Raw genomic sequence first — 22,788 nt, forward strand, 5'->3', positions numbered from 1 at the left:
AAGCGCCAATTCCTAAAGCAGGCGGTCCAGTACGACCTTTGTGGATTCCTTCCAGTCTGGCAGAACGATTCCATAGGTCTGTTTCAACTTGTCGTTCGAAAGCCGCGAGTTCGCAGGGCGCTTCGCCGGTGTCGGATAATCGGCCGTCGTGATACGACCGACGGAGACAACCTTACCGGTCTTGGTCTTGAGACCAGCGAAGATCGCCTCGGCAAAGTCCGCCCAGGTGGCCTCGCCGCTGCCCGTCAGGTGGAATATCCCGCGCAGATTCTCGTCGTTGTCGGCAGAAAGGCGCTTTGCGATGGCAATCACCGCGTCGGCGATGTCAAGCGCGCTGGTCGGCGAGCCGCGCTGGTCAGCCACCACGTTGAGCGCATCACGAGTCTCTGCGAGGCGCAGCATTGTCTTCACGAAGTTGGCGCCAAAAGGCGAATAGACCCAAGCGGTTCGCAAAATAACATGGTTGGGATTGGCAGCGGCAACGCCTTGCTCGCCGGCCAGTTTCGAGCGGCCATAGGCCGACACCGGCCCAGTCGCATCCGTCTCGACATAGAGACTCTGTTTATCGCCGGAAAATACATAATCAGTCGACAGGTGCATGATCGGAATCCCGAGCCCCTTAGCCACTTCCGCTATCGCCGCTGGTCCTTCCGCATTGACGACAAAGGCCAGCTCCTCTTCGCTTTCGGCCTTGTCGACGGCCGTATATGCGGCTGCGGAGACGATCACATCCGGCTTGATCTGCGAAAAGACTGCGCGGATCGACGCCCGGTCGACGAGATCGAGTTCCGGACGGCCTACGGCGACGATCTCGACACCGGCAACCGAACCGCGCTCCAGAAGGGCCGAGACGACCTGGCCCTGTTTTCCCGTCACGGCAATGCGCATGGCTCAGCCCCTGTTCAAAACACCAAGACGTTCACCGGAATAGACGCCCTGCCGCAACGGCTGCCACCACCACCCGTTCTCCAGGTACCAACGCACCGTCCGTTCGATGCCGCTGTCAAAGTTTTCCTGTGCCTTCCAGCCCAGTTCCGTTTCCAGCTTCGTGGCATCAATGGCGTAGCGCGCATCATGGCCCGGCCGGTCGGTGACAAAGGTGATCAGATCGGCATGCGGCCTTGCCTGTGGGCGCAATTCATCCATCAGCGCGCAGATTCGGCGCACAACGTCGATATTGCGGCGCTCGTTCCGGCCGCCAACATTGTACTTTTCACCAAGACGGCCGCGCGATGCAATCAGGTCAAGCGCGCGGGCGTGATCTTCAACGTACAGCCAGTCGCGAATGTTGAATCCCTTACCGTAGACCGGCAGCGGCTTTCCGTCCATCGCGTTAAGAATAATCAACGGGATCAGCTTTTCCGGGAAATGATATGGTCCGTAATTGTTCGAGCAATTCGACACGACCACAGGCAGACCGTAAGTGCGATGCCATGCGATCGCCAAGTGGTCGCTCGCCGCTTTCGAAGCCGAATAGGGCGATGACGGGTCGTAAGCCGTGATCTCCTCGAACAGCCCCTCGTCGCCGAGCGATCCGTACACCTCGTCGGTCGATACATGCAGAAAGCGGAATGTCTCCTTGCGATCAGCAGACAGGTCGTTCCAATAATGCCGCGCCGCTTCCAGCAGGCTGAAAGTGCCCATGACATTGGTCTGGACGAAGTCGCCGGCACCGGTGATCGAGCGATCGACATGGCTTTCAGCGGCGAGATGCATGATTCGGTCGGGCTGGAACCCGTTCATCGCCTCCGACATTTTCGGAAGATCGCAAATGTCGGCCTTCAGGAAGTGATAGTTCGAAGCGCCTTCGATTTCATTGAGTGAAGCAAGATTCCCGGCATAGGTAAGCTTATCCACGTTAAGCACTTCCGCGCCAACATTCTTCACGAGATACCTGACGAGGGCCGAACCAATAAAGCCCGCTCCGCCGGTTACGAGAATACGCATGGGTTATCTCCGCTCGTCGTCCGTTCTGGTAACGGTCAATATTTGAAAGACGGCGTTAGATCCGCCAGTCTTGGTTGTATCTTATCCTTGTCCGAAAGGACCGTATTATCGAGCGGCACGGGCCATTCGATACCGATCTCGGGATCGTTCCACAAGAGACCGCGGTCACTGACAGCGCTGTAAGGAGCCGTCACTTTGTAGGAAATAACGCAGTCCGGAACAAGCGTCGCAAAACCGTGCGCAAAGCCTACCGGGATCCACAGTTGTTCGCCGTTCTCTTTCGAAAGCTCGCAACCATACCATTGGCCATAGGTCGGCGAACCGGCGCGAATGTCGACGGCGACGTCAAAAATCCTGCCGGCGATGCAGCGCACCAGCTTGCCCTGCGCAAACGGATCAAGCTGGAAATGCAGACCACGCACCGTGCCGATCGTCGCAGAAAGAGATTCGTTCTCCTGCAGGAACGCTACATCCGCAACGTTCTCGCGGAACCAGCTATCCTTGAACACTTCCGAAAAATATCCGCGATGATCGCCCAGCCTTGTTGGAATGATCTTGGCCAAGCCGGCCAGCGGCAAAATCTCGACTTTCATCACGCACCTGTCCGTTTCTTGAAGTCCTTTCTAGTCAGGTCACTCCAGTTTGCAAGAGGCATCTTTTAACGCCCAAAGCTGTCCGGGTTGCATTGCGCTTGCCCACGACTAAAGAAATCGAGCCGCGCGCGAAAAAGCAAGCAACGCGCGGCGGCGCCGGCAGGCAATGGCTTGTGCATGGCGGCGCTAAGTGCGAATACCTATTGCCGCCCTGCCCTGGCTAGCGACGGTGCGATGTCGACGATATCGTCGCGGCCAGCGGTCGGATCCGGCAGCTCCCACGTGCAAGCTTTTTCTGCAGATATTTTTGATCAGATCGCTTGCTTCCATATGTGCGGCCTTTGTGTGGTTGCACATGACAACTGACCAGATGGTTTCAACGCGTGTTCCTAACAGGCAAGCGGCCTTGAATGGCCACTGGAACAGGCGGAGTGTCACGCGTTTTGGATCGATCGATCACACCATCTGCTTCCTTTCTTTCAAGTTCACTGCTTCAGCTCAGCACGGCGCATTTTTTATCGCGCTGGCGGGGAGGCCAATTTGGCAAGCCGCCTGCTACATTCATTGGCGCGATGCAGGTCACCAGAACTGCTCTACCTCGACCTGCGCTAATTCCTTGATGCAGATGTCGACCGGTCCACGCACCTCTGTACGAGCGCACTCTCCTGTTTGGTCAAGCGCTGTGGGCATCGGCTGAACGACAAGCTTATCGAACCGAGTTAATTCGACGCACGCCGGGAGGGCCTGCAACACTACGGCAAGTATCAGGCACGCCCATATCTGGTGAGTCTAATTTAGTATTGCATCTTGTAGATCTCCCGCAGTTCGCCGGTGCTGGCCTTTTTTGAAGGTCAAAGGCGACTGCAACGTAGAAAGGACGTCACAGCCTTTTTCCAATACCAGTCGCTCGGGTTATACATCCCGGGCTCCGATGGACGGAAAAATTCGGCCCTCGACTTCCGAATGCGGGGTGTTAGATTAGCTGAAATCTGAGGGAAAATTTGATGTACTACGATCTCGCAGGACCGTTCAGACGCGATGGCGGCCACGCGTTCATCGCTGACTTGCCTGCTGAGATAGTTGAAACGCTCCAGGGCGGGCAATATGTCGCCGTACTACAAGAGGATGGCCGCACACTAGGCCCTGCGGATGCGCAGCATGATGCGATTAGGAAGATGGGACGGGGCGCGTATTCGGTATGGAATGGTTCTCTGTGGTTTTCTTCTGCCGCCAATGAAGACTGCAACAAGAATCGACGCTCGTATCGGATCTTGCTGATTGATGTGTCGGCAGGATCAGCCACCTCCGATGCGGTTCTTCGTAGAGCCAGCCGTGACGACAAGGCCGTGCTACAGTTTCTCGCCGATAGCGGCAATCGCAATAACAGCTTCCTGTCAAACTTCTTCGGCTATCGTCACACCATTGGCAGTTGGATCGAACGCGCGAACATGACGGTGCCGCGGCGTATGGTTGAACTCGGCTGTGGAAACATTCCTTGGACGGCGCTGCGGTTCCTCCTGGATGGTACGGAGAACTATATCGCGAACGACATCATGTGCGTTCGGCGGGCTTTCCCCAAGGCGGAGATTGAATTGCTAAAGTCAACCTGCGCCTTGATCGAGCCGAAGCTCCTGGCAAAGTGGTCCAAGGTCTTTCCGTATGAGGACCGAGATTCAATTCCCACCGGCCTCGATGTCCGGGACGGCGTTGGATTCGAGGCGCTGACATTCACCGACGAAGTTGATTGTACGATATCAACGTCGGTGCTCGAACACGTCATGGATCCGACCGGCATCTATCGAAAGCTGAGCGAGGTAACGCCATCCGGTGGCTTCATGTTCCACTCGATTGATCTGCGCGATCACCGCTTTTTCGAAACGGATCCCCTGGCCTTTCTTCGAGAGACAGAGGGGCAGTATGCTTCGGTCAAGACGGAGAACCGCTTGCGCAGCTCTCACCATATTGCGCTTGCCGACCAGTTTGGTTTCGATGTGGTCGCATCACGCTACTACTTGCTTCGGTCAACAGGCTCGCCGATATGGACCGATCATCCAAATGAATTCGTTTTAGGCGTGACGGAAGCTATTCGCGAACAAATGGATGTAGAGTTTAGGTCTCTAGAGCTACTAGATCTCTCGACTGCAGCCATACAACTGCTCTTCAGAAAACGGTAGGAGATCCCGAGCCAGGGACTTCATCGACGAACCTATATGAGTTTATCGAATCTTTTTTCGATCAGGAGAAAGTGACGCTGGATCGTGTGCTGCGACCAATTGCCAGCGCTCAATTGGTGGTTTCAATGACCTGCCACGGGAACTGTAAAAGGTCGCGGCCGAAATGCCGACTTTGCGGCACACCTCACCGACCGGTATTCCGTCCTCCGCTTGCTTCAACAGGAACGCGATCTGCGCTTCCGAAAACTTCGAAGCCTTCATCGAATTCTCCTCTTCTTCCCAGAAAGGATCATAAGTGGAAAATTCCAAGTCTGAATGGCCCAATTTAACGGGGGAACGTCACCCAATCAACAGGAACTCGCGCGATTAAGCGATGACCTTGTCGATTAACTCAATCCAGCTGGAAAGGTTTCGATCGTGATTGAATAGGTCAAAGGCCTTCAATCTTGCGGCCTTGCTCATCCGCGCGATCTTATCCCGATCGCTGTGTGTTTCGTTGAGAAATTCGGCGAGGTCCTCCGGCTGATCAGCATAGAAACCGTCAACGCCTTGCTCAATGAACATGTCTACATCGTGATTGCGCAGGCAAACAGGGATCACGCCCGTCATCATGGCCTCGCCCCGAGATCTAGGCATAGGTGACCGCAAAGTGGTGTTTAGGTAGAAGGAGAAGGTCCGCACTTGGTCAACATAATTTCGAAATTGCCGTACCGCGAAAGGATTTCCGTCCCGCTGCTCCAAAGCGGTGAGAACGGGTGGCAAGCCTTGGACGCGGATCGACGTTCGCAGATGCGCTCGGACTATCTCCTCCTCGTAGAAGCCCCGATAATGCGGTCGGTCGTTACCCCCCACCACGAGAACGTCCCTCTGTAACGTCGCTTGCGGAAATTCAAGCGGATCGAAACCGTGCCAGAACACGTGGGAATCCTTAAAGTCCCATTCCGCCTTTGCCTGAAAAGAGTTGCAAACGACAGGAGCTCCCATGGCGGCAAACCATGCGACTAGTTGTCTCCGCGCAGACTCGATTTGTTCAAACGCTTTGATTGGTCCGCGCGCCACGCCGTATTGTCCAACGAAGGGCGGGGTGCCGTGGCAAAGCCCGATTAAGGGCAGCCCCAACTCGGCTAGCCATCGTGCAGACTGCCCCCATCCGGGCGGTAGGTTGCCGTTGGAAACAGACGGTATGAGAATATTTTCATCGAAATGCAGAAGTGCTAGATCATAGTTTTGTGGCTTGATTTCGCTCCATGGCACTACGGTTACATTTGTTCGCTTTGGTCGTTGGTTGTATGGCCACTGTTCGAAGGCCGGCATGCCATTAAGACCGCTGACGAGCGTGAAATCTGCGGGCAAACGCTGCAATTCGTATTGATGGGGAGCGTGCCAGCGATATGTAAGGATGCGCAATGGTGCACGACGATCAACTGCGGGCGCGGAGAGCGTCGTCCTCCCAACATTCGACAGGCGATGCAGTAGAAGTCTCGTCTCGGCGTCGCCTTTGGCCGAAATATCCGCAATTAGGTCGACAGGAACGGGAGTATCTATCGACGTGGAATAGCCCGAATAAGTCTTCCTCACAACGCCCGCACGCCGGTAAACAGAAAGGCTAAGTTCAAGCCCGGCACGCACGCTAGACCACGCGGCATCGGGCAGCCATGCAGCTACCTCAAGCAATTCCTTCAGAGTCCGATGCCGCTTGATCGAGACCCTGTCAAGCCCGCCTTCGATGATCGAGTCCGAGACTGTGAAGGATTTTCTCGGAGCCACCACATCAACCTCGTCACAGTAGTGCTCGAAAAGATGTTCCGCCAGTACCACCCCAAGGCCAGCGCCATCGCGCTCCGCGATCATTATTATTTCGCCGTTTCCCGAGGCCACTGCCTCGACAAACGATTCTGCCGGCTGAATCTCGACGGAAGATGGCCAGCCGCTTCCAGCAGCTCGAACTGTGCCTCCTACTGGAATGAGTGTGAGTATCTGACCTTCGGCAAGCATCAGACCAGAGAGATCAACATCGAAAACTCCTCCATTGGAATGGACGAGCACCACGTCGACACTGCGATTACGGCGTTGTCTTATCCTTGTACTCAGCATGTCCAGGTCGTCGACAGTTAACGGACAGTTTACTGAGATGTCCTCCTGCGTCAGGGTATCGAAACATGTTGGGTTTACGGCGTCACCCACGTATCGGAAGGCGCAGGACATCGAACGGCGTTCGATCTCCTTCGTGAGACCAGCAAAATCACCATTCATCGCGAATTGCCGACGCTCCTCAAAAGTGGCGTCAGCAAAGATAGTCAGTATTCCGCGACGATGGAGCGCAAAGCATAAAGCTTCAAAATCGACGATTTCGAAACGATCCAGACACGAGGCGAAAAAAATCACGCAATGGCTCGCCAGGAGATGCTGCCATTCCTTTTCAAGATTTGCTCCATTCAGCAACAAGGGCCTTATGCCCTTCGTGACACGGCTGGCATGATTCAAAAAGGCAGCAGACAGGCCCGCGTGGCCACAAGCCACAATGGCGATTGTGTCACTCCGAGCTGTTGAATAAGGCAAAAAGCTACGGTCGTTACGATAGTCAATGGCTCGTATGCGCGTGGAATAACGTCCCTCCGGCACCGTTGTCACTGGCAGGGCAATGCAACTACCCAACGCCTGCGTCGAGGAGATTTTGACGATCAGAGGCCTTCCGGGCGCGACATCGAGTCCTCGCAAATCGACCAATCGGACCTTTTTGCCATCCACCAGACCCGATGTCGGTAGATTCGCCTCCCTAATAAGCACGCCGTCTTCGGTTTCGATCGCGATATGCAGTACGCCGTCATTATCGCGCCCGTATGTGAAGAGCAATGAGTCCAGGGTCAGCGGCTCCGCAGCAGGCATGACGACCTTGAAGCACAGCGGATGATTTGCGAAAATGGGACGCGGCTGGAGTCGCTGCTCGTCCTGTGGCATTAACCAGCAATCGTTCTCGTATAGGCGGTCTTCATCCTGCCAGCGCAACGAATAAGCCAAAACTTCCTGCCCGTACGCCAATCGGCCTTGGACATCACGATAAAGCATTTGCGAAGTGACAACTTGGCTTCCATTGCGAACGAGAACTTGGCAGGCCTCACTCGAACTGCGCGGCCGAATAGCAATCAAGACGTGTGTGTTGAGAGCCACTCGGAAGCCACTAAGGTCAAGTCGCATGGCGGAGTTTACGCCGCGCTTTGAGGGTATAGCTTCCAGATGACGCTTTTCCTGCCGTCGGCCATCCCAAATTGCAGCTGTCATGCCTGCCGAAGGCGACTTGCCTTCTATATTCAGCTCAAGATAGGACAGCTCGCCCGTTGGCGCCGTGAGATGCAGGACCAGTGGATGGACGGCATCTACTGCGCGAGCGAGACACGCCGTTTGGTCAAAGCTCTCACCATAATCGGTAGCGAATATATTCAAGCTATCCGACCAAACTATAGTGACGTGAGGGAAGGCCAGCTGAGCCGGATGGCGCCGATAATAGAAAGAACGATATGCATTGGAAAAGACGTTGTGTCGCAGATGATCGCTGGCGACGCGGATCAACTTGCGGGCGATCCGGCGCAACGTGACCTGTGGATGCGACACCACATTTCCAAGCTCACTTTTCACGCGTCGAATTGCACTAAAGCTAGTCATTCAATGCCTTGAGGATGAGTTCCATGCTCTGCTTGCGGCTGAATTTTTCACCGATATGCCGCTTTGCGGCTGGCCCCATTTCGCTACTGAGGTCAATGTTGGTTAGGAGCTTAACGCTTGCTTCGACAAGACCGGCAACATCGCCAACCGGCAGGACGTAGCCTGTCTTGCCACCTACAACTATATCCCTCGTCGCGCCTGCATCGGTGGCGACGACAGGAATACCTGAAAAGCCGGCTTCAAGGATGACATTTGGAGTGCCCTCCTTCATCGCGGTATGAAGCAGCATGAACGCAGCCCGCATGAGGACATTGAGATCGCTCCGAACGCCCAGGAAGCGAAACCTGTCGCCCAGCCCATAGCAATCCACACGCTCCTGTAGGGCCACGCGCATCGGCCCCTTGCCAGCCAGGAGAAATACTGAATTCGGGACAGAATGCGCTATTTTCGCACAAACATCGATGAAATCGAACGGACGTTTTTCCTCCGATAACCTGAACGCGCCCAAAACAATTCGGTCCGCTTCGTTAATTCCAAGTTCCAGTCGAAGTCTCGCAACCTCTGCGGGAGTCGCTAGAGGGAACATCTGTTCATCGATGGCGTTGGTAATCGTATGAATACGCTTCGGGTCTACTTTCAACCAATGGGCGTAGTCGACATTGGCTTCGCTGAAATTTCCGGTAAGCGCTATCCGACCGGTGTCGACCAGGGCCTTATATGCACATAAGAACCAAGGCTGATAAAAATATTCGAAGTTACTGGGGTTATAGTTACGGAACGACATGGCAATGTGCGGCACGCCGTGTATCAACGCCGCCGTCGCTGCGACAATGTTCGGTTCATCGAGTTGCGCGATGACCGCATCCGGCTGCAAAGCACGCATGGCTGAACTAAAGCCGGCAAGCCCCAACATATTCGGAAAGCCGTCTCCGTAGCGGCGACGCAGATAGCTCAATTCGGGGATAAGATGCATGCCCTGCGCATCAATCACCTCTATACCCGCTTGGCCCAGTAGATTGAGATAATGATCGTTGCCCTCGTCTGAAGTCGAATGAGTAACGACGCTGACGTCGTATCCCTCCTTTTTGAGTGTTTGTGCCAAATATACCCATTGGCGCTCAGCACCGCCAGGTGGCAAGGCATGGGTGATCAATGCAATCTTCGCCCCGGGCGCTAAAGGCTTCTTGGGGCGGGATGGTGGCAATTCGTCGATCAGTTTTCGGTAGAAGTTGGTCGTCGCGATGATATGGCATGTCTGTTCGTGCGTCAGAGGATTGGGGTGGATTTCTTCGACGAGCCTGCCTCCCACCTCCGAGACAGACGGGGCGATTTTGGTTGGCGTCCGAACGTAGCTAAGCATCTTGCGTGTTTGCTTGTTCACAGGCACAACCCAATACGTAGCGTCCCCATCCGGATGCGCCGCCGTACCGGAAAGGCATATTATCTGGTCGACAACGCAATTGCGCCCGCCGCCAAACTCCTTAATCTCGTCCTGCCCCATCTGGACAGGAGACAGTTGTCGGTCATTCTCGAAGATCGCATATCTGGATGTCACTTCGACGCCAGGTTCGCGCACGATCTCCTTATGGGGACCGCTGTGGAACAAGTGCCCGCCGACGCGGCCCATAGAGGAGACTGGCCGGACAATCCTTCTCGCTTTGGCTGAGAACGTGGCCAGCCTTTTTTTCCTCAGCACGTATTTCTGCCTCAACTTCAGCCCGAGACTTCGGGGCTTCAGCTGTATGTCTTCATAGCGGTCGGGAGAGCCGCGATGGAGGCAGATCACGCGACGAACGCCTAGCTCTGTTAGCTTTTCCAATTCTGCTGTGTCGAGATGATGAGCGGCATCCGGATCCGTGAAGATCATTGTACTGCCTCGCAGATCTTCCACTCCCTTCGTCGCGGAATCAAATGACTGCCCCCAGACCGGCAGTGTCAGTGTTGGATCGCCATCCACAGAAGCCCGCGCTCTGTCGTAAAGGTCTGCGCAAATCGAATCCAGTCCAGGTGGCCAGGCCAGCCCGCCCCAATTCGATCTCAATTCCTCGAAATCCTGTCCACGGGAGACTAGGTAAGTTTTTTCCGCAATCGCGAAACCATTGAGTTTAGGCAAGAAGGAGGAACCCAGCGTCGCTGGCGGCCGATATGGCTCCAGTTTCACATCGCGCGCTCTGAGCCATTGTTCCAAGATGAGGATCGGCCACAGCTCGTAGAGATTGAAGGTATCACGGCGCTCGTGGCGTGCCATCAGGTGGTCTATTGGGCTATCGCCGAGGAAAGCGCGGAGCAGACTATCCCCCCCGAGCTTAGACTTCATCAATGAGACTAGATTTTCCTGTCCCCAAAGGCCCATGGGAAGCCCAAAGCCTCGCTTAGGCATGTCGATGAGATGGCGAGGCAAGTACCGATAGGCGACTTCGCGCAGGATTCTCTTTCCTTTGCCGAGGTTTATCATATGCTCGTTGGCAAGTCTTTCGGCAAAGCGTGCAAGCTCGACGTTTAAAAATGGCGTGCGGACTTCCAGAGCATGCTGCATACTCATCCTGTCCACTTTTGGGATAACGGCACCTGGAAGATAATTGTCGACGTCCGTTCGCCGCATAGCGGCGAGCAGACCGTCGCCCGACTTGTTCAATTCTTCCCTCAGGGCCCGGACATGGTTCTTCAGTGGAACTGGAATCTGTCCGAAAAGATCCGTCATGCGTCCAAGCGGCATAGATAGAATTCGAGGACCGTAGTATATGTCACCGGGCCTCCAGGAAAAGAATTCTCCCTTTTGGCCGAACTCATGCTCAGCTAACGTGGCTATATACCGTCCGTAGCCACCAAAGAGTTCGTCTCCACCATCGCCCGATAGTGCCACCGTGACATCCTGCCGCGTAAATTGCGACAGGAGAAAGGTCGGCATGCAGGACGTATCACCGTTTGGCTCGTCAAAGACCCTCCCCGCTGACATCATAAAGTCCACCATGTCCGGCGCGATGATCTGCTCATGATGGCGCGTGCCGAGATGATCCGCGAAGGCACGAGCAACTTCATGCTCACTGGAAGACGAACCCTGAAAGCCCATCGAATAGGTATGCAGATCTGTGCCCAAACGCTTCGTTGCCAGAGCGCAAACGACTGAGGAATCCACGCCCCCAGAGAGAAACGCCCCAAGTGGGACGTCCGCGATCTGCCGCCTCTCAAGGCTTCGTACCAGTATGTCCTCAAGTTCGTCTGCGAGGTCGGAGAGCTTCCTTTCCGGCTGTGCGTTGTTTTTCGGCTCGAAGGCAAAATACCGAATAAATTCAAGTGGCCTGTTCGGCCCAATCACTCCATAATGGCCCGGCATGACCTTAAAGACCGAGCTGTAAATAGAGCGTGCCCCTCCAATGTACTGAAAGGCGAAATATTCGGCGATGGCATTCGGATCGACGCTGGTGTCAAATCCAGGTAATACTTCCAAAGCGCGCAATTCCGATGCGAATGCGAACGTTCCATCAGCAAGCGTCGTATAGTAGAATGGCTTCTCCCCGAATGGGTCGCGGGCAATGATCATTTCTCCCGTCTTGGTATCGAAAACCGCAAACGCGAACATACCGTCCAAACGAGCGATCGCCGCCGGCCCCCAATGGGCAAGGCTCTCAATAAGAACCTCTGTATCGCTGCGACTGCGAAAGCGAACACCTTCCGCTTCAAGTTCCGCTCGGATTTCCAGAAAGTTATAAATCTCACCATTGAACGTAAGTACGAAGCGGCCGTCCCGGGATAGGAACGGCTGTGATCCGGCGGACGTGATGTCAATAATGCTCAGCCTCCGATGGCCCAAACACGCTCGCCGATCCGGATCGACCCAGAGACCAGAACCATCAGGACCGCGATGGCGGAGCGAATTCATCATACCCGTCACTTGGGACACAAAATCATCGGTAGAAAATCTTGAGCTGTGTGATGATAGAAGTCCGGCAATTCCGCACATTTTAATCAGTCCCTACTAATTGCACTATAATCATCGACATCACCTTACGTCACACGGCATAACGGGAAGAAATCTCGGCGCGTCGAATCCCAAGCTTCACTGCCGGTGGCGATGCCAGTGCGGATTAGCAGGACCATAACCATCACCAAATTGCCCAATGCTCGACTTTAAGAATTACACTCAAGCAACGCAGCCAGATGGAGCTACCAGTTCTCCACATAAGAATAAGCGCGGCCGTTGAAGTCAGGATTTGTGCAATCGGAAGCCGAGAAATAAATTCTTGTCGCCCAATGGACAAAACGACCGGCTCCAAAAATACGGATATCTTCGTGCGAAAAATGCGCCAACCCGAGAGGTGCGCCGTCTTCGTAGAGCATAAGGCGCGAACGCTTGGGATGACCATCGAAATCCGCAGCCTCGGCCAGGAGATGAAGATCGGCGCTGAAGCAATAGCGCCCCTCTGCAACAAAAGGACCACTCAACGGGATTTGCTTTCGGTTAGCTTCGATTTCGCTCCATTGCCCATTTTTGCTGAGATCCGTGAATAGGAATTCCGTGTTACCTTCGCCGGTCAGCGAGTTCACAAGGTCAAGATTCTTTTCAGACTTGCAGAACTGCGCGGTCTCGCGATAGCCGGAGAAATCCATCGGATATCCGCCAAGCCAATCTTTCACATCAGTCCAGAATGTCATGCCGCGCTCGCCATAATTCCGCATGATCCTTAACGGATTTTGTCCGGCCCGCAATGCGGGCTTGAAAGTCGTATCCCACACATATTGCCATTCCATCCGGCGCTTCTTAATCTCAGACGCCGAGTTGTAGCGGCGCTTAATGTCTAACCAACGGTGGGACGGAGGGTTGCTATACATTTCCGTCGAATACAGAGCAGTGTAGAATACACCACCTTCCTTCAACGGAATCATAGCATTGCGTATTGCGCTCCACATGTCGCCGGTGTGATGAAGCACACCCCACGAATAAACGACGTCGAATTTTTCGAAGCTTTCCATAAATGGAGACTCCAGTACGGAGCCTTGCATTACGGACCAATGTTCAGGGGCACCTGCTAACTGTCTCAATTTTTCTGTGGTAGCAACCGAACTCGGGTCATAATCGAAGCTGACTATTTTCTTGGCTCCGAGTCGATATGCAGCCAATGAATGTAGGCCAGATCCGCTGCCGATATCGAGGAAGCTCTTGCCCTGAAGGTTTTCACAACGAAGAAATCGCCTAATGTGATCCATCGAGTTTTGAACCTTTTCTTCGGAGAAGGATTTCTCGACGAAGTCAGCCCAGTTCTCCCCGAATTTAAACCGCATTTGCCTCTCTCTCCATTTTTCGCAAATCGTTGGTTGCGATTGTTTCGTAGTGATATGATACCCTTGTTCCCCCTGTGTCTCGGGGGGCTGGGTTTTCTGAGCCTCCGCTAGTCTCTGGACCACCGGAGGCTGTAGTTTTCGGCCTGCGTCAGCGCGAGTGGGTGGCGCCCCCCAGGTTCATTGACGAGGTCGGCCCCCCTTGTTGCCGATCGCTCCACGGACTGAAACTTTTGTAGTCTCTACGACAATCGTCCGGGCGTCCGCAAGCAGGATGTGCGGTTGCTATGAGATCTTCTGCATTCGTCGGCATCGCACGGTAGCAGTTCTTTGTTGCTGTCGAGCCGACCCGTCGTCTTATTTTTGCGAAGCAAATTACGAGTAGTTGGCTAGCAATCTGCTTTCAATGGCTGGCCGCTTCTCGCTAGCGCTCAATGAAGGCGCGTCAAAAGAGGTGTTTGCCTTTGTCCAGGTCGAGGCTTCTTCAAGCGGGAGAGCTCGATCTTGCCCTTGTCAAGCGTGAGCCGGAAGATGGTGCCTGCATTGCCAAGTGGGAGGAACCGCTGTGCTGGGTAGGTAACCGAAGCCTATCCGGCGGGGCTGATCCGATTCCGCTTGCGGTGTTTCCACCTGGGTGCATCTATCGCGAACGGGCCATCCGGAAAGCGGAAGACGTTGACGTATCGCCTATTCAAGCCAATGCCTACGTTAGCCCTGCGGAATATAGGCAGACTCGTTTCACGCACGAAACTCCGCTCGTCGCCGACCGTTACTTCAGCCGTGTCTTTGACGCAGACCAGTGTTGAGAACGGTGGAAATGCCTCTGTAGCAACGACTTTTTGCCCGGCGACACGGGCAGGCGATTCAACTGGAAACGATCGAAATTGAAAAGCGACGTATAACCGCCCCAAGGGCGATAGCAGGTCGGGTGGGTTCCCGTCAGGCTTGATGTTTCCTTGGCCTTGGCGAGGAGCTTCACCAGCTTGCCGACTTCCTGCGTCGAGGCGACCAACGTAGACGGCATCCTCGCTGGGCGATGACCGCCACTGAGGTCGATGAGGGTTCGGACAGGTTTGCGAAGCCTGCGGAAAGCTCGCTGAACATTCTCTGCTCGCAGAGGCCCATAGCCGCTGCGAGCAGATGGAATACCTCATGCCTTCGCGGCTCGGGGTGCTTTCCGATTGGCAAGGTAAACCCCAGCGGCGACAATCACCGTGCCAACGATGAGTGGAGGGGTAAGTGGCTCGCCGAACGCAATGAGAGCCTGGATCGCCACCGTAGGCGGGCAGAGATAGATCAGGGACGCAGCGCGCGAGACCTGACCTCGGCGGATCAAATAAAGAAGCAGTGCAATACCTCCCACCGATATCCCGAGTACCGACCAGGCCAGAGCGGCGTAGGTCTCGAATGTGCCATCGAAGCGGAACGTCTCGAAGGCGAGCGCGAAGGGGGCGGTCAAGGCCAACGCACCAAGATATTGCAACGTCGCAATTGCGGTCAGATCACCATCTTGAAGGTGCTTCTTCTGATAAATCGTCCCGTAGGTAACAGCGAACATGGCCACCAGATTAACGGCGAGCGGAACGCCAGCGTGAAGGAGATCGGACGCCTCGGGTTGCATGAGCTTCGGTGAAATGGCGACAGCGATGCCGACGAATCCGAGTGCGAGGCCCGCCGTCTGTGAAGGGCGCAGCCGCTCGCCAATGAGGATGCTGGCCGCCAGTGCCGTGAGAAGAGGCTGCATGGCGGCAACGATGCCGGAAATGCCGGCTGGCACCCCGTGCGCCACCGCCCACCAGACACCGCCAAGATAGAAGCCGTGCAGGAAAGCGCCCGAATAGACCGCCCGCCACGCCAAAGCGCCACTGGGCCATTTCGCCCTGATGGCAACGGAGATAGCGCAGAAGGCAACCGCCGAGAGCGCGTAACGGACCGTGAGGAACGAGAATGGCTCGGAGTGAAGAGCCGCATACTTCGCAATGATCCAGCCAGTTGACCAGAGAAACACAAAAATAGCGGGAGCGAAACGGTTGAGGGTCATGAAATATCTCTAGTGTTTGAAAAACGTTAGCAGTCGTAAATCTTCGGATTCTCGGCGTCCGAAGCCAGATTTTGATGGTCGCGTCAACGCGGCTGATGAGCGTGCTTCTGTGTCTCGAGCCGTGAGGCCGCGGCCGTATAGCCGCCCCCCATCCCATCCAGGAAGTGCAGATGGGACCCTCGAGCACCGACTGGGACGAGGCAGGTCATCAGCGCATGAGATTGGCGATGCAGGCCGAAGTAGACTTCGCCCCGATCGTGCGCCGGCGTCAGGAGTGCTTCGACGTTCTTGATCTGCTCCGGCGTACAGTCCAGGGTCAGGCGAAGGACATCGTCGTATCGTCTGTAGTCGGAATTGAGAACGACGTCTGTCCACCCCTTGCCGCCGAGATAGTCAGCAACGGAGCTGGTGATCACGACATCCTCGGGAACGGGACGTGATGAGCCATCTTCTACACCGAGTAGGGCAAGCAGTCGCCTTGCCAGCAAGGTGAAGGCCTCGGGGCTACTGTTGTCCTGTGGCTCCACCAGAAGGGAGAGGATTTCGCCACGCCGACTTGCGATGGGTGCCCACTCGCAAGTCAACCCTTCGAGATCGGGCGTTGCGTATGCCTTACACGGCAGGAGCGTGTGATTCCCAGCTTTGATCTCCCGGTCAGCCCAGTTCAACCCGCCGCCGGCGAACATGGCATACGTGGCGGCCTCCGACGCCGCGTAACGCGCGACTTTCACATCGCTTCCGGCCGCACGGATGTCTTTCACGGCCACCAGGCCGATCCTGAGTTTGAGCTGCAAATGGTCGCGGGCATAGCCTGCGACGCGCCGCAGGACGCTAATCGCGACTTCCTTTGCATCGGGATCAAAGGCAAACGCTGCACCATCGCCGCGGAAAACGAATGGAAAGTCGTAATTGCCGAACGCGTTGCCAAGCGCCGCTATCGCCGAAGCGCCCGCGTAATTCACATCCTTGTACTGCCCGCGGGCAATAGCTGAGGTTGAACCGACGACGTCGGTTACTCCAATCAGCCAGTCGTCGGGTAACGGCGTGTAGCCTGTCGTATCCAGCAGTTCGGCGAAATCGCTGCTGGCTTCGAGGTATCGGAATGCCTTGTCCATTGAAGCCTCCTACATCAAAGATTTGCTTGCCTGCCCTGCCATCGTGGCAGGGCAGGCAAGGCGCGCTTCCGTTAGATGAGGGTTGTCACAACATCGACATTGCCGTGCGTTGCCTTCGAGTAGGGGCAAATGTTGTGGGCGTCGTGCAGCAGCTCGGTTGCCACTGCGGGGTCGACGCCAGGAACGCTGACATTCAAGCGAGCGCTGAGGAAGTACGAACCCTCCTCCAGGTTCAGATCGATCTCGGCGTCGACCGCGACACCGGCCGGAAGCTTGATGTGCTTCAACGATGCCGCATACTCGATAGCGCCCATGTAGCAGGCCGACCAGGCGGCACCGAACAGATTTTCTGCGGCTGGATGAGGCTGTGTCATCTTGATGTCCAGGTGGCCATCACTGCTGCGTGCGCCGCCATCGCGGCCGTTGGTGTTGTGCGTCTTACCCGTGAACAGAACCTTGTGTGTCATGGCGAAACTCCTCTGTGTTGGTTGAGTGTCTGCACCGTTGTGCTGCCAACAGAAGTACTTCCGCACGACCGAAATCGCACGTTAGGCGTTGTTAGACGTTGATTGCCGCAGCCCTCCAACAAACAAGGATTAACAACGCCTAACGTGAGCTTCGCAGCTCCGCGGCGTAGCTTTTCGGGCAGCACAACGGTGCAGACTCTCAACCGCCATTCTCGAGGAGAGAGACCATGACCACCACCAGAACCGAAGTTATCGACCTCGATCGACGCCGACTTTTGGGTGCCGCCGCAACCGGCATCGCCGCGCTCGGTATCGCAAACGTGTTTCCTGGGCGTTCAATCGCGTCGACCGATCCCGAAGCAATCCGTCCATTCCGGGTCAACGTTCCGGAAGCCGATCTTGATGATCTCCGTTACCGGCTTGCCCATACCCGCTTGCCGGAGAACGAAACGGTAAGCGATTTCTCGCAAGGCGTACCGCTCAGGACCATCAAGCAGGTACTGCGACACTGGCAGACCAACTACGACTGGCGCAAGGTCGAAGCCCGGATCAATGCCGTGCCGAACTTCATCACGGAAATCGACGGCCTCGATATCCACTTCATCCACGTTCGTTCAAAGCATGAAAACGCGCTGCCGCTGATCGTGACGCATGGTTGGCCGGGCTCGATCGTCGAGCAACTGAAGATCATTGGCCCTCTCACCGACCCGACAGCCCATGGGGGCAATGCCTCTGACGCGTTCCACGTCGTCATCCCGTCCATGCCCGGCTATGGCTTTTCCGGAAAGCCCGACGCCACCGGTTGGGGGCCGGAACGCATTGCGGCCGCATGGACTACCCTGATGCGGCGGCTGGGATACAAGAACTTTGTCGCCCAAGGCGGCGACTGGGGTGCGGTGGTCACCGACATGATCGGCGTCCAAGCGCCACCCGAACTGCTCGGCATCCATACGAACATGCCCGGAGCAATTCCTGTGGAGATCAACAACGCATCCTTTGCCGGCGCTCCTGCTCCGGAAGGCTTGTCGGACGAAGAGCGGAGGTCCTACGACCAGCTCGTCTTCTTCTACAAGCACGTCTATTACGCCTTCCTGATGGGAACACGACCGCAGACGCTGACCGGGTTGGCCGACTCGCCGATCGCGCTTGCGACCTACATGCTCGACCACGACGCCCGAAGCCTTGAATTGATCGCCCGTTCCTTCGACGGCCAGAAGGAAGGTCTCAGCCCGGACGACGTGCTCGACAACGTCACGCTTTTCTGGCTGACCAACACAGGCGTATCAGCCGCCCGCCTCTATTGGGAAAACAAGCTCGCTTTCTTTGCGCCCAAGGGCGTCAAGGTACCAGTCGCGGTGAGTGTCTTCCCGGATGAGCTTTACCAGACCCCGCGCAAGTGGGCCGAAGCCGCCTACCCCAACCTCATCCACTACAACAAGGTGGCAAAGGGCGGTCACTTCGCCGCCTGGGAACAGCCCAAGCTGTTCGTCGATGAAGTGCGGGCCGGGTTCCGCAGTCTGCGGAAGTCTGGCTGACCTTTGTCCGGCGCGCGCATATGCGCGCGCCTCCCTCCTTCCCCCGGGGTACGATCATGGAACATGTGCATACTGCCAGGACAGAAACGATTGGCAGCCGAGAGAACGGCTTCGCGCGCAGTTCGGACGGTGCTCTCGATATCAGGCTCTCAAATCCTGCCGGCAATCGGCTAGGCACGAACCCTGAGCAGCTCGTCGCGATCGCATGGTCGGCGAGTTTCGCAAGTTCATTGAAACATGTCGCCGATATCAGGCGGATCAAGCTCCACGCGGATGTCAGGATATACGCCAATGTGGAGTTATCCTCGGACGACCAGGGATACGTCGTCGGCGTTCGCCTTGATATCTACCTGCCCGGCCTGGATCGGGAAGTTGCGTCTGCTTTGGTTGAAGCTGCTCGACTTGAGTGCCCATACTGCCGGGCAACACATGGCAACATCCATGCCTTCTACAATCTTGTCTGATCCCCGAAGTGCGCAGACAGAATGTTGAGCCACCGTGGCTCCGAAAAAGAGGTTGGAGTATAAACAGCACGGTGGAGTTGGTTAGGGGGCATGAAATGACGCGGGCGACAGGCGATGCTGCAGGTGACCTGTCCTTCGGCCCTTTTTGTCTGAATGTGGGTCAGCGCCTCCTTGCGAAGGAAGGGGTTCCTGTCGAACTTGGCGCGCGGGCGCTGGACCTACTGATCGCTCTTGCTTCGGCTCCCAATACGCTGCTGACCAAGCAGGACCTAATGTCGGCGGTCTGGCCCGACGTCATCGTTGAGGAAGGCAACCTTCGCTTTCACATGACCGGGCTGCGTAAAGCCCTTGGCGATGGGCGGGACGGTGCACGCTACATCACCACCATCCCCGGCCGCGGCTACTGCTTCGTTGCCCCGATCTCAGGCTCGTCCGCTGCGCTGGTCCCCGGTGATGACGCGGTGAAATTCAGGCATGCCAATCTTCCCAACCGCTTGGAACGTATGGTCGGACGCGAAAGTGATATCCTTGACCTTTCCGAGAGGCTGTCGAGATTTCCTGTTGTTTCCATCGTGGGAGGTGGAGGCGTCGGGAAGACTACCGTCGCAATAGCATTGGCCAATCAACTGGCGGGAGCGTTCGATGGAGCTGCGGTGCTTGCTGATTTCGGGACGCTAAGCGATCCATCGCTCGTTTCACCCGCGCTTGCGTCCATGCTCGGAATACCCGTCGGCTCCGATGACGTGCGCCCCAGTTTGCTCGCCTACCTCAGAGATAAGCGTATCCTTCTTGTGTTCGATACCTGCGAGCATCTGGTCGATACCGTCGCAGACCTGGCGGCAAGCATCATCGATGCCGCGCCGCACGTCCGCATCCTGGTCACGAGCCGCGAAGCCCTCAGGATTGAAGGCGAAAGTATCTACAAGCTCGACACGCTGGCCTGTGCACCGGTCGATCCGGAAATGACTGCCGAGAAAATTCTCTCCTATCCGGCTTCCCAGATGTTCGCCGAGCGCATCGCCGCGAGCGGAGTGCCGTTGTCCCTCACCGACGACGATGCTCGCATCATTGCGGCGATTTGCAGAAAACTCGATGGCATGGCGCTTGCGCTGGAACTGGCCGCGAGACGTGTTGAGGCCTATGGCCTCTCCCAGACGGCTGCCCTGCTCGATCAGCATCTTGCCCTGGCATGGGTGGGATCGCGCAACGCGCCGCCACGTCAGAAGACCCTGCAGGCGACGCTCGACTGGAGTTTCGGGCTGCTGTCCGACCTCGATCGCACCGTTCTTCGGAGACTGGCCATCTTCGTTGGCGATTTCACGCTTGATGCCGCCTGGGAGGTGATCGCAACACCGTCTCTTGACCGACCTGCACTCTTTGGTGCCATCGACAGTCTTGTTGCGAAGTCTCTGCTGAGCGCGAACTCGTTCGGCGCGATGATGCGCTATCGATTGCTCGATACAACGCGCGCCTACGCACTCAATAGCCAGATTGAAGATGAGCTTGCCGACCTGGCGGCGAGCCACGCCTCGTACTACCGACGTTGGTTGGAGCAGTTTGGCCCGGATTGGCCAACGCTCTCGAGCGGACCTGAACGGCTGCCTTATTTCCTTGGCATCAATAACGTCCGGGCGGCCCTGGAATGGGCGTTCGGCGACAGCGGCAATGTCGATGTCGGTATCAGCTTGGCTGCCGCGGCTGTTCCGGTATTTCAGGCGATGTCGCTCTTTCCGGAATGCCAGCGCTGGTCCGAACGCGCTCTTTCTGCAATGGGCGACCATTATCGGGAAAGCCGTGAGGAGATGCATCTTCAGGCTGGCCTTGGAATCTCCCGCATGTATCTCCACGGCGGCCGTGACGCGCTCCCCGCGCTCACAAGGGGTCTGGAGATTGCCGAAGGTCGAGGGAATGCGGTCGATCAACTGAAGGTCCTCGGCCCATTGAACATGTTTCATCTGCGAACGGGAGATTTCAAATCGGCACTCCAGTGTGCCTATCGCTGTTCTTCCGTCGCTGAGGCGACCGAGGAGCCGTCCGCGATTTCGCTTGGGCACTTCTTTCTGGGCAATTCATTGCACTTCGGCGGCGAACTTGGCCGTGCCAGGCTCGAACTGGAGGCTGCGTTAGCGAGCGATCCGCTTCCCAGCCGCGCGCCGGGAAGCTATGTCGGTTTCCAGGGGCGTGGGCTAGCAGGTGGGATCCTTGCCAGGAATCTCTGGCTTCAAGGCTTCCCTGACCAAGCGGCCGTCCGGGCGCGGCAAGCGATCAAGGAAGCGGCGGAGGCGGATCATTCGTTGACACTTTGCATCGCGCTGCTCGGTGGCATCGCCGTTTTCCTCTGGCGCGGCGACCTGGAGAGTGCGCAAGAGCACATTGATTGGCTGATTTCGCGTGCCGGGCTGCACTCCCTGTCGCCATACGTGTCAGTAGCGAGAGGCTTCGAGGCGGAAATAGCTATCCGCCGGGGAGACCCCAGCGCAGGCGTCGACAGCCTCCGCCGATGCATTGAACGGCTGCATGCCTCCACCTATGAGGTCTTCACCACCATGCTGGAAATCTCGCTGATAAAAGGGTTAGCGGCGCTCGGCAAAGTCAACGAAGGGTTGGAGCGGGTCGAGAAAGCCATCCAATCGGTCGAAACCAAAGGGGACTTCTGCTACGGCCCGGAACTTCTGCGAATAAAGGGGAACCTTTTGGGAGCGAATTCCGCTTCGGATGAGGCATGCCATTGCATTGCAGGTGCCATCGCCGCCAGTCGAAAGATGTGCGCACGCGGTTGGGAACTGCGCGCCTCGTGCGATCTCGCTGCACTCGAAGCGGACCTCGGAAAGAAAAAGGAAGCTGCAACGATCCTCCGGCTAGTCCTTGATGAATTCGACGAGGGCCACGACACCGACGATCTGCGGGCAGCCAAGGACATGTCGATGCACGACGGTGGTGTCCCGATCGCTATCGAGGCATCGCACGAGCGGCCAACACGTCGCCCATAAATCCGCGCTGAGCGGCGGCGGGAGGGTTCGCGCACCGCGCCACCTCCTCTGCTACTGCTCGACGAAGGCAGACTTGACCCAGCGGGGAGGATTGCCCTCTGTGGATCACCAGGGGCGCCACTGGCAGTAGGCGAGACCCAATAGAGGCCCGCGACCTCTGAATTGTTCCAATGGCTATTGAGCCGGGGTTTGGATCGCCTGTCCGGACCCGAATGGCCAGAACGGCAGCGGTAGACAGGACAGCCGCTACGGGATGGTGTGGGTAAAGCCCGAAAATCGACAGACAGGAAGGCATGGGCGGATCAGCCGCGGCACCGCCAGGTAATAGCTGTTCCCAGCCGCGGTAACTGCGAGTACCTATTGCCGCCCTGCCCTTGCCAGCGACCGTGCGATGTCGACAATGTCGTCGCGGCCAGCGGTCGGGTCTTCTCTGTTCCAGGCGATCCCAAGCCCGATCCGGAAGTCGATCCCGCTTACCTTCTTCAGTTCAAAGCCGCGATTGGGAAGATCAAGCGTCCATTCCGG

General features: G+C 56.5%; 13 protein-coding genes and 3 pseudogenes. 5 read left to right on the top strand and 11 right to left on the bottom strand.

The genetic code is table 11. From position 1 onward, the window contains the following. Positions 1 to 12: 12 nt before the first annotated feature. From rfbD to rfbC, 3 genes are read right to left on the bottom strand one after another with little or no spacing between them, the layout of a single operon-like run. Positions 13 to 888, bottom strand: coding sequence for a dTDP-4-dehydrorhamnose reductase (rfbD, locus tag AF71_RS27965; RefSeq protein ID WP_169683939.1), 876 nt, complete (start codon positions 886 to 888; stop codon positions 13 to 15). Positions 889 to 891: 3 nt separating this feature from the next. Then, complete coding sequence (rfbB, locus tag AF71_RS27970; RefSeq protein ID WP_169683940.1) at positions 892 to 1,947, bottom strand: dTDP-glucose 4,6-dehydratase; 1,056 nt, start codon at positions 1,945 to 1,947, stop codon at positions 892 to 894. Positions 1,948 to 1,982: 35 nt separating this feature from the next. Next, a complete protein-coding gene (gene rfbC / locus AF71_RS27975) occupies positions 1,983 to 2,540 on the bottom strand; it encodes a dTDP-4-dehydrorhamnose 3,5-epimerase (protein WP_169683941.1) in 558 nt (185 codons plus the stop codon). Positions 2,541 to 3,544: 1,004 nt separating this feature from the next. On the opposite strand from rfbC, the gene AF71_RS27980 reads away from it, so the two are divergent. Then, complete coding sequence (locus tag AF71_RS27980; RefSeq protein ID WP_169683942.1) at positions 3,545 to 4,714, top strand: hypothetical protein; 1,170 nt, start codon at positions 3,545 to 3,547, stop codon at positions 4,712 to 4,714. Between the two features lie 141 nt (positions 4,715 to 4,855). Here the strand turns inward: AF71_RS27980 and AF71_RS27985 are convergent. The 4 genes and pseudogenes from AF71_RS27985 to AF71_RS28000 form a co-directional block, all read right to left on the bottom strand. Further along, positions 4,856 to 4,975 (bottom strand): annotated as a pseudogene (locus tag AF71_RS27985) (transposase); the annotation flags it as partial. A gap of 105 nt (positions 4,976 to 5,080) precedes the next feature. After that, the gene (locus tag AF71_RS27990) at positions 5,081 to 8,347 is read right to left on the bottom strand and encodes a glycosyltransferase (protein WP_210258416.1); all 3,267 of its coding nucleotides are present in this window, start codon (positions 8,345 to 8,347) and stop codon (positions 5,081 to 5,083) included. A 19-nt stretch (positions 8,348 to 8,366) separates the two neighbouring features. Next, positions 8,367 to 12,335, bottom strand: a complete 3,969-nt coding sequence (gene asnB, locus AF71_RS27995; protein ID WP_169683944.1) for an asparagine synthase (glutamine-hydrolyzing) — start codon at positions 12,333 to 12,335, stop codon at positions 8,367 to 8,369. A gap of 203 nt (positions 12,336 to 12,538) precedes the next feature. Then, positions 12,539 to 13,654 carry a class I SAM-dependent methyltransferase gene (locus tag AF71_RS28000; RefSeq protein WP_169683945.1) on the bottom strand — a complete coding sequence of 372 codons (1,116 nt, stop codon included), beginning with the start codon at positions 13,652 to 13,654 and terminating at the stop codon, positions 12,539 to 12,541. 473 nt (positions 13,655 to 14,127) lie between these two features. Between AF71_RS28000 and AF71_RS31945 the strand changes: the two are divergent. Next, positions 14,128 to 14,327: pseudogene (locus AF71_RS31945) on the top strand (LysR family transcriptional regulator); the annotation flags it as partial. Between the two features lie 82 nt (positions 14,328 to 14,409). Here the strand turns inward: AF71_RS31945 and cpsB are convergent. The 4 genes and pseudogenes from cpsB to AF71_RS28020 form a co-directional block, all read right to left on the bottom strand. Beyond that, a pseudogene (gene cpsB, locus AF71_RS28005) lies at positions 14,410 to 14,698 on the bottom strand (mannose-1-phosphate guanylyltransferase/mannose-6-phosphate isomerase); the annotation flags it as partial. Between the two features lie 103 nt (positions 14,699 to 14,801). Continuing rightward, the gene (locus AF71_RS28010; protein WP_169683946.1) at positions 14,802 to 15,692 is read right to left on the bottom strand and encodes a DMT family transporter; all 891 of its coding nucleotides are present in this window, start codon (positions 15,690 to 15,692) and stop codon (positions 14,802 to 14,804) included. 83 nt (positions 15,693 to 15,775) lie between these two features. Next, complete coding sequence (locus AF71_RS28015) at positions 15,776 to 16,807, bottom strand: DUF3095 family protein (RefSeq protein ID WP_169683947.1); 1,032 nt, start codon at positions 16,805 to 16,807, stop codon at positions 15,776 to 15,778. A gap of 71 nt (positions 16,808 to 16,878) precedes the next feature. Then, positions 16,879 to 17,274 carry an Ohr family peroxiredoxin gene (locus AF71_RS28020; RefSeq protein ID WP_113489752.1) on the bottom strand — a complete coding sequence of 132 codons (396 nt, stop codon included), beginning with the start codon at positions 17,272 to 17,274 and terminating at the stop codon, positions 16,879 to 16,881. 227 nt (positions 17,275 to 17,501) lie between these two features. Here AF71_RS28020 and AF71_RS28025 point away from each other — a divergent pair, with 227 nt between their 5' ends. The 3 genes from AF71_RS28025 (at position 17,502) to AF71_RS28035 (ending at position 22,263) form a co-directional block, all read left to right on the top strand. After that, positions 17,502 to 18,809 carry an epoxide hydrolase family protein gene (locus AF71_RS28025; RefSeq protein WP_169683948.1) on the top strand — a complete coding sequence of 436 codons (1,308 nt, stop codon included), beginning with the start codon at positions 17,502 to 17,504 and terminating at the stop codon, positions 18,807 to 18,809. 56 nt (positions 18,810 to 18,865) lie between these two features. Then, the gene (locus AF71_RS28030; RefSeq protein ID WP_169683949.1) at positions 18,866 to 19,273 is read left to right on the top strand and encodes an Ohr family peroxiredoxin; all 408 of its coding nucleotides are present in this window, start codon (positions 18,866 to 18,868) and stop codon (positions 19,271 to 19,273) included. Between the two features lie 95 nt (positions 19,274 to 19,368). Then, complete coding sequence (locus tag AF71_RS28035; protein WP_169683950.1) at positions 19,369 to 22,263, top strand: winged helix-turn-helix domain-containing protein; 2,895 nt, start codon at positions 19,369 to 19,371, stop codon at positions 22,261 to 22,263. Positions 22,264 to 22,788: the final 525 nt, after the last annotated feature.

The sequence above is a fragment of the Rhizobium sp. 57MFTsu3.2 genome (assembly GCF_012932765.1).
Lineage (GTDB): Bacteria > Pseudomonadota > Alphaproteobacteria > Rhizobiales > Rhizobiaceae > Rhizobium > Rhizobium altiplani.

Excerpts from the sequence above, each read along its gene's own strand:
- rfbD (WP_169683939.1), bottom strand. The coding sequence starts at position 888 with ATGCGCATTGCCGTGACGGGAAAACAGGGCCAGGTCGTCTCGGCCCTT.
- rfbB (WP_169683940.1), bottom strand. The coding sequence starts at position 1,947 with ATGCGTATTCTCGTAACCGGCGGAGCGGGCTTTATTGGTTCGGCCCTC.
- rfbC (WP_169683941.1), bottom strand. The coding sequence starts at position 2,540 with ATGAAAGTCGAGATTTTGCCGCTGGCCGGCTTGGCCAAGATCATTCCA.
- AF71_RS27980 (WP_169683942.1), top strand. The coding sequence starts at position 3,545 with ATGTACTACGATCTCGCAGGACCGTTCAGACGCGATGGCGGCCACGCG.
- asnB (WP_169683944.1), bottom strand. The coding sequence starts at position 12,335 with ATGTGCGGAATTGCCGGACTTCTATCATCACACAGCTCAAGATTTTCT.
- AF71_RS28000 (WP_169683945.1), bottom strand. The coding sequence starts at position 13,654 with ATGCGGTTTAAATTCGGGGAGAACTGGGCTGACTTCGTCGAGAAATCC.
- AF71_RS28010 (WP_169683946.1), bottom strand. The coding sequence starts at position 15,692 with ATGACCCTCAACCGTTTCGCTCCCGCTATTTTTGTGTTTCTCTGGTCA.
- AF71_RS28015 (WP_169683947.1), bottom strand. The coding sequence starts at position 16,807 with ATGGACAAGGCATTCCGATACCTCGAAGCCAGCAGCGATTTCGCCGAA.
- AF71_RS28020 (WP_113489752.1), bottom strand. The coding sequence starts at position 17,274 with ATGACACACAAGGTTCTGTTCACGGGTAAGACGCACAACACCAACGGC.
- AF71_RS28025 (WP_169683948.1), top strand. The coding sequence starts at position 17,502 with ATGACCACCACCAGAACCGAAGTTATCGACCTCGATCGACGCCGACTT.
- AF71_RS28030 (WP_169683949.1), top strand. The coding sequence starts at position 18,866 with ATGGAACATGTGCATACTGCCAGGACAGAAACGATTGGCAGCCGAGAG.
- AF71_RS28035 (WP_169683950.1), top strand. The coding sequence starts at position 19,369 with ATGACGCGGGCGACAGGCGATGCTGCAGGTGACCTGTCCTTCGGCCCT.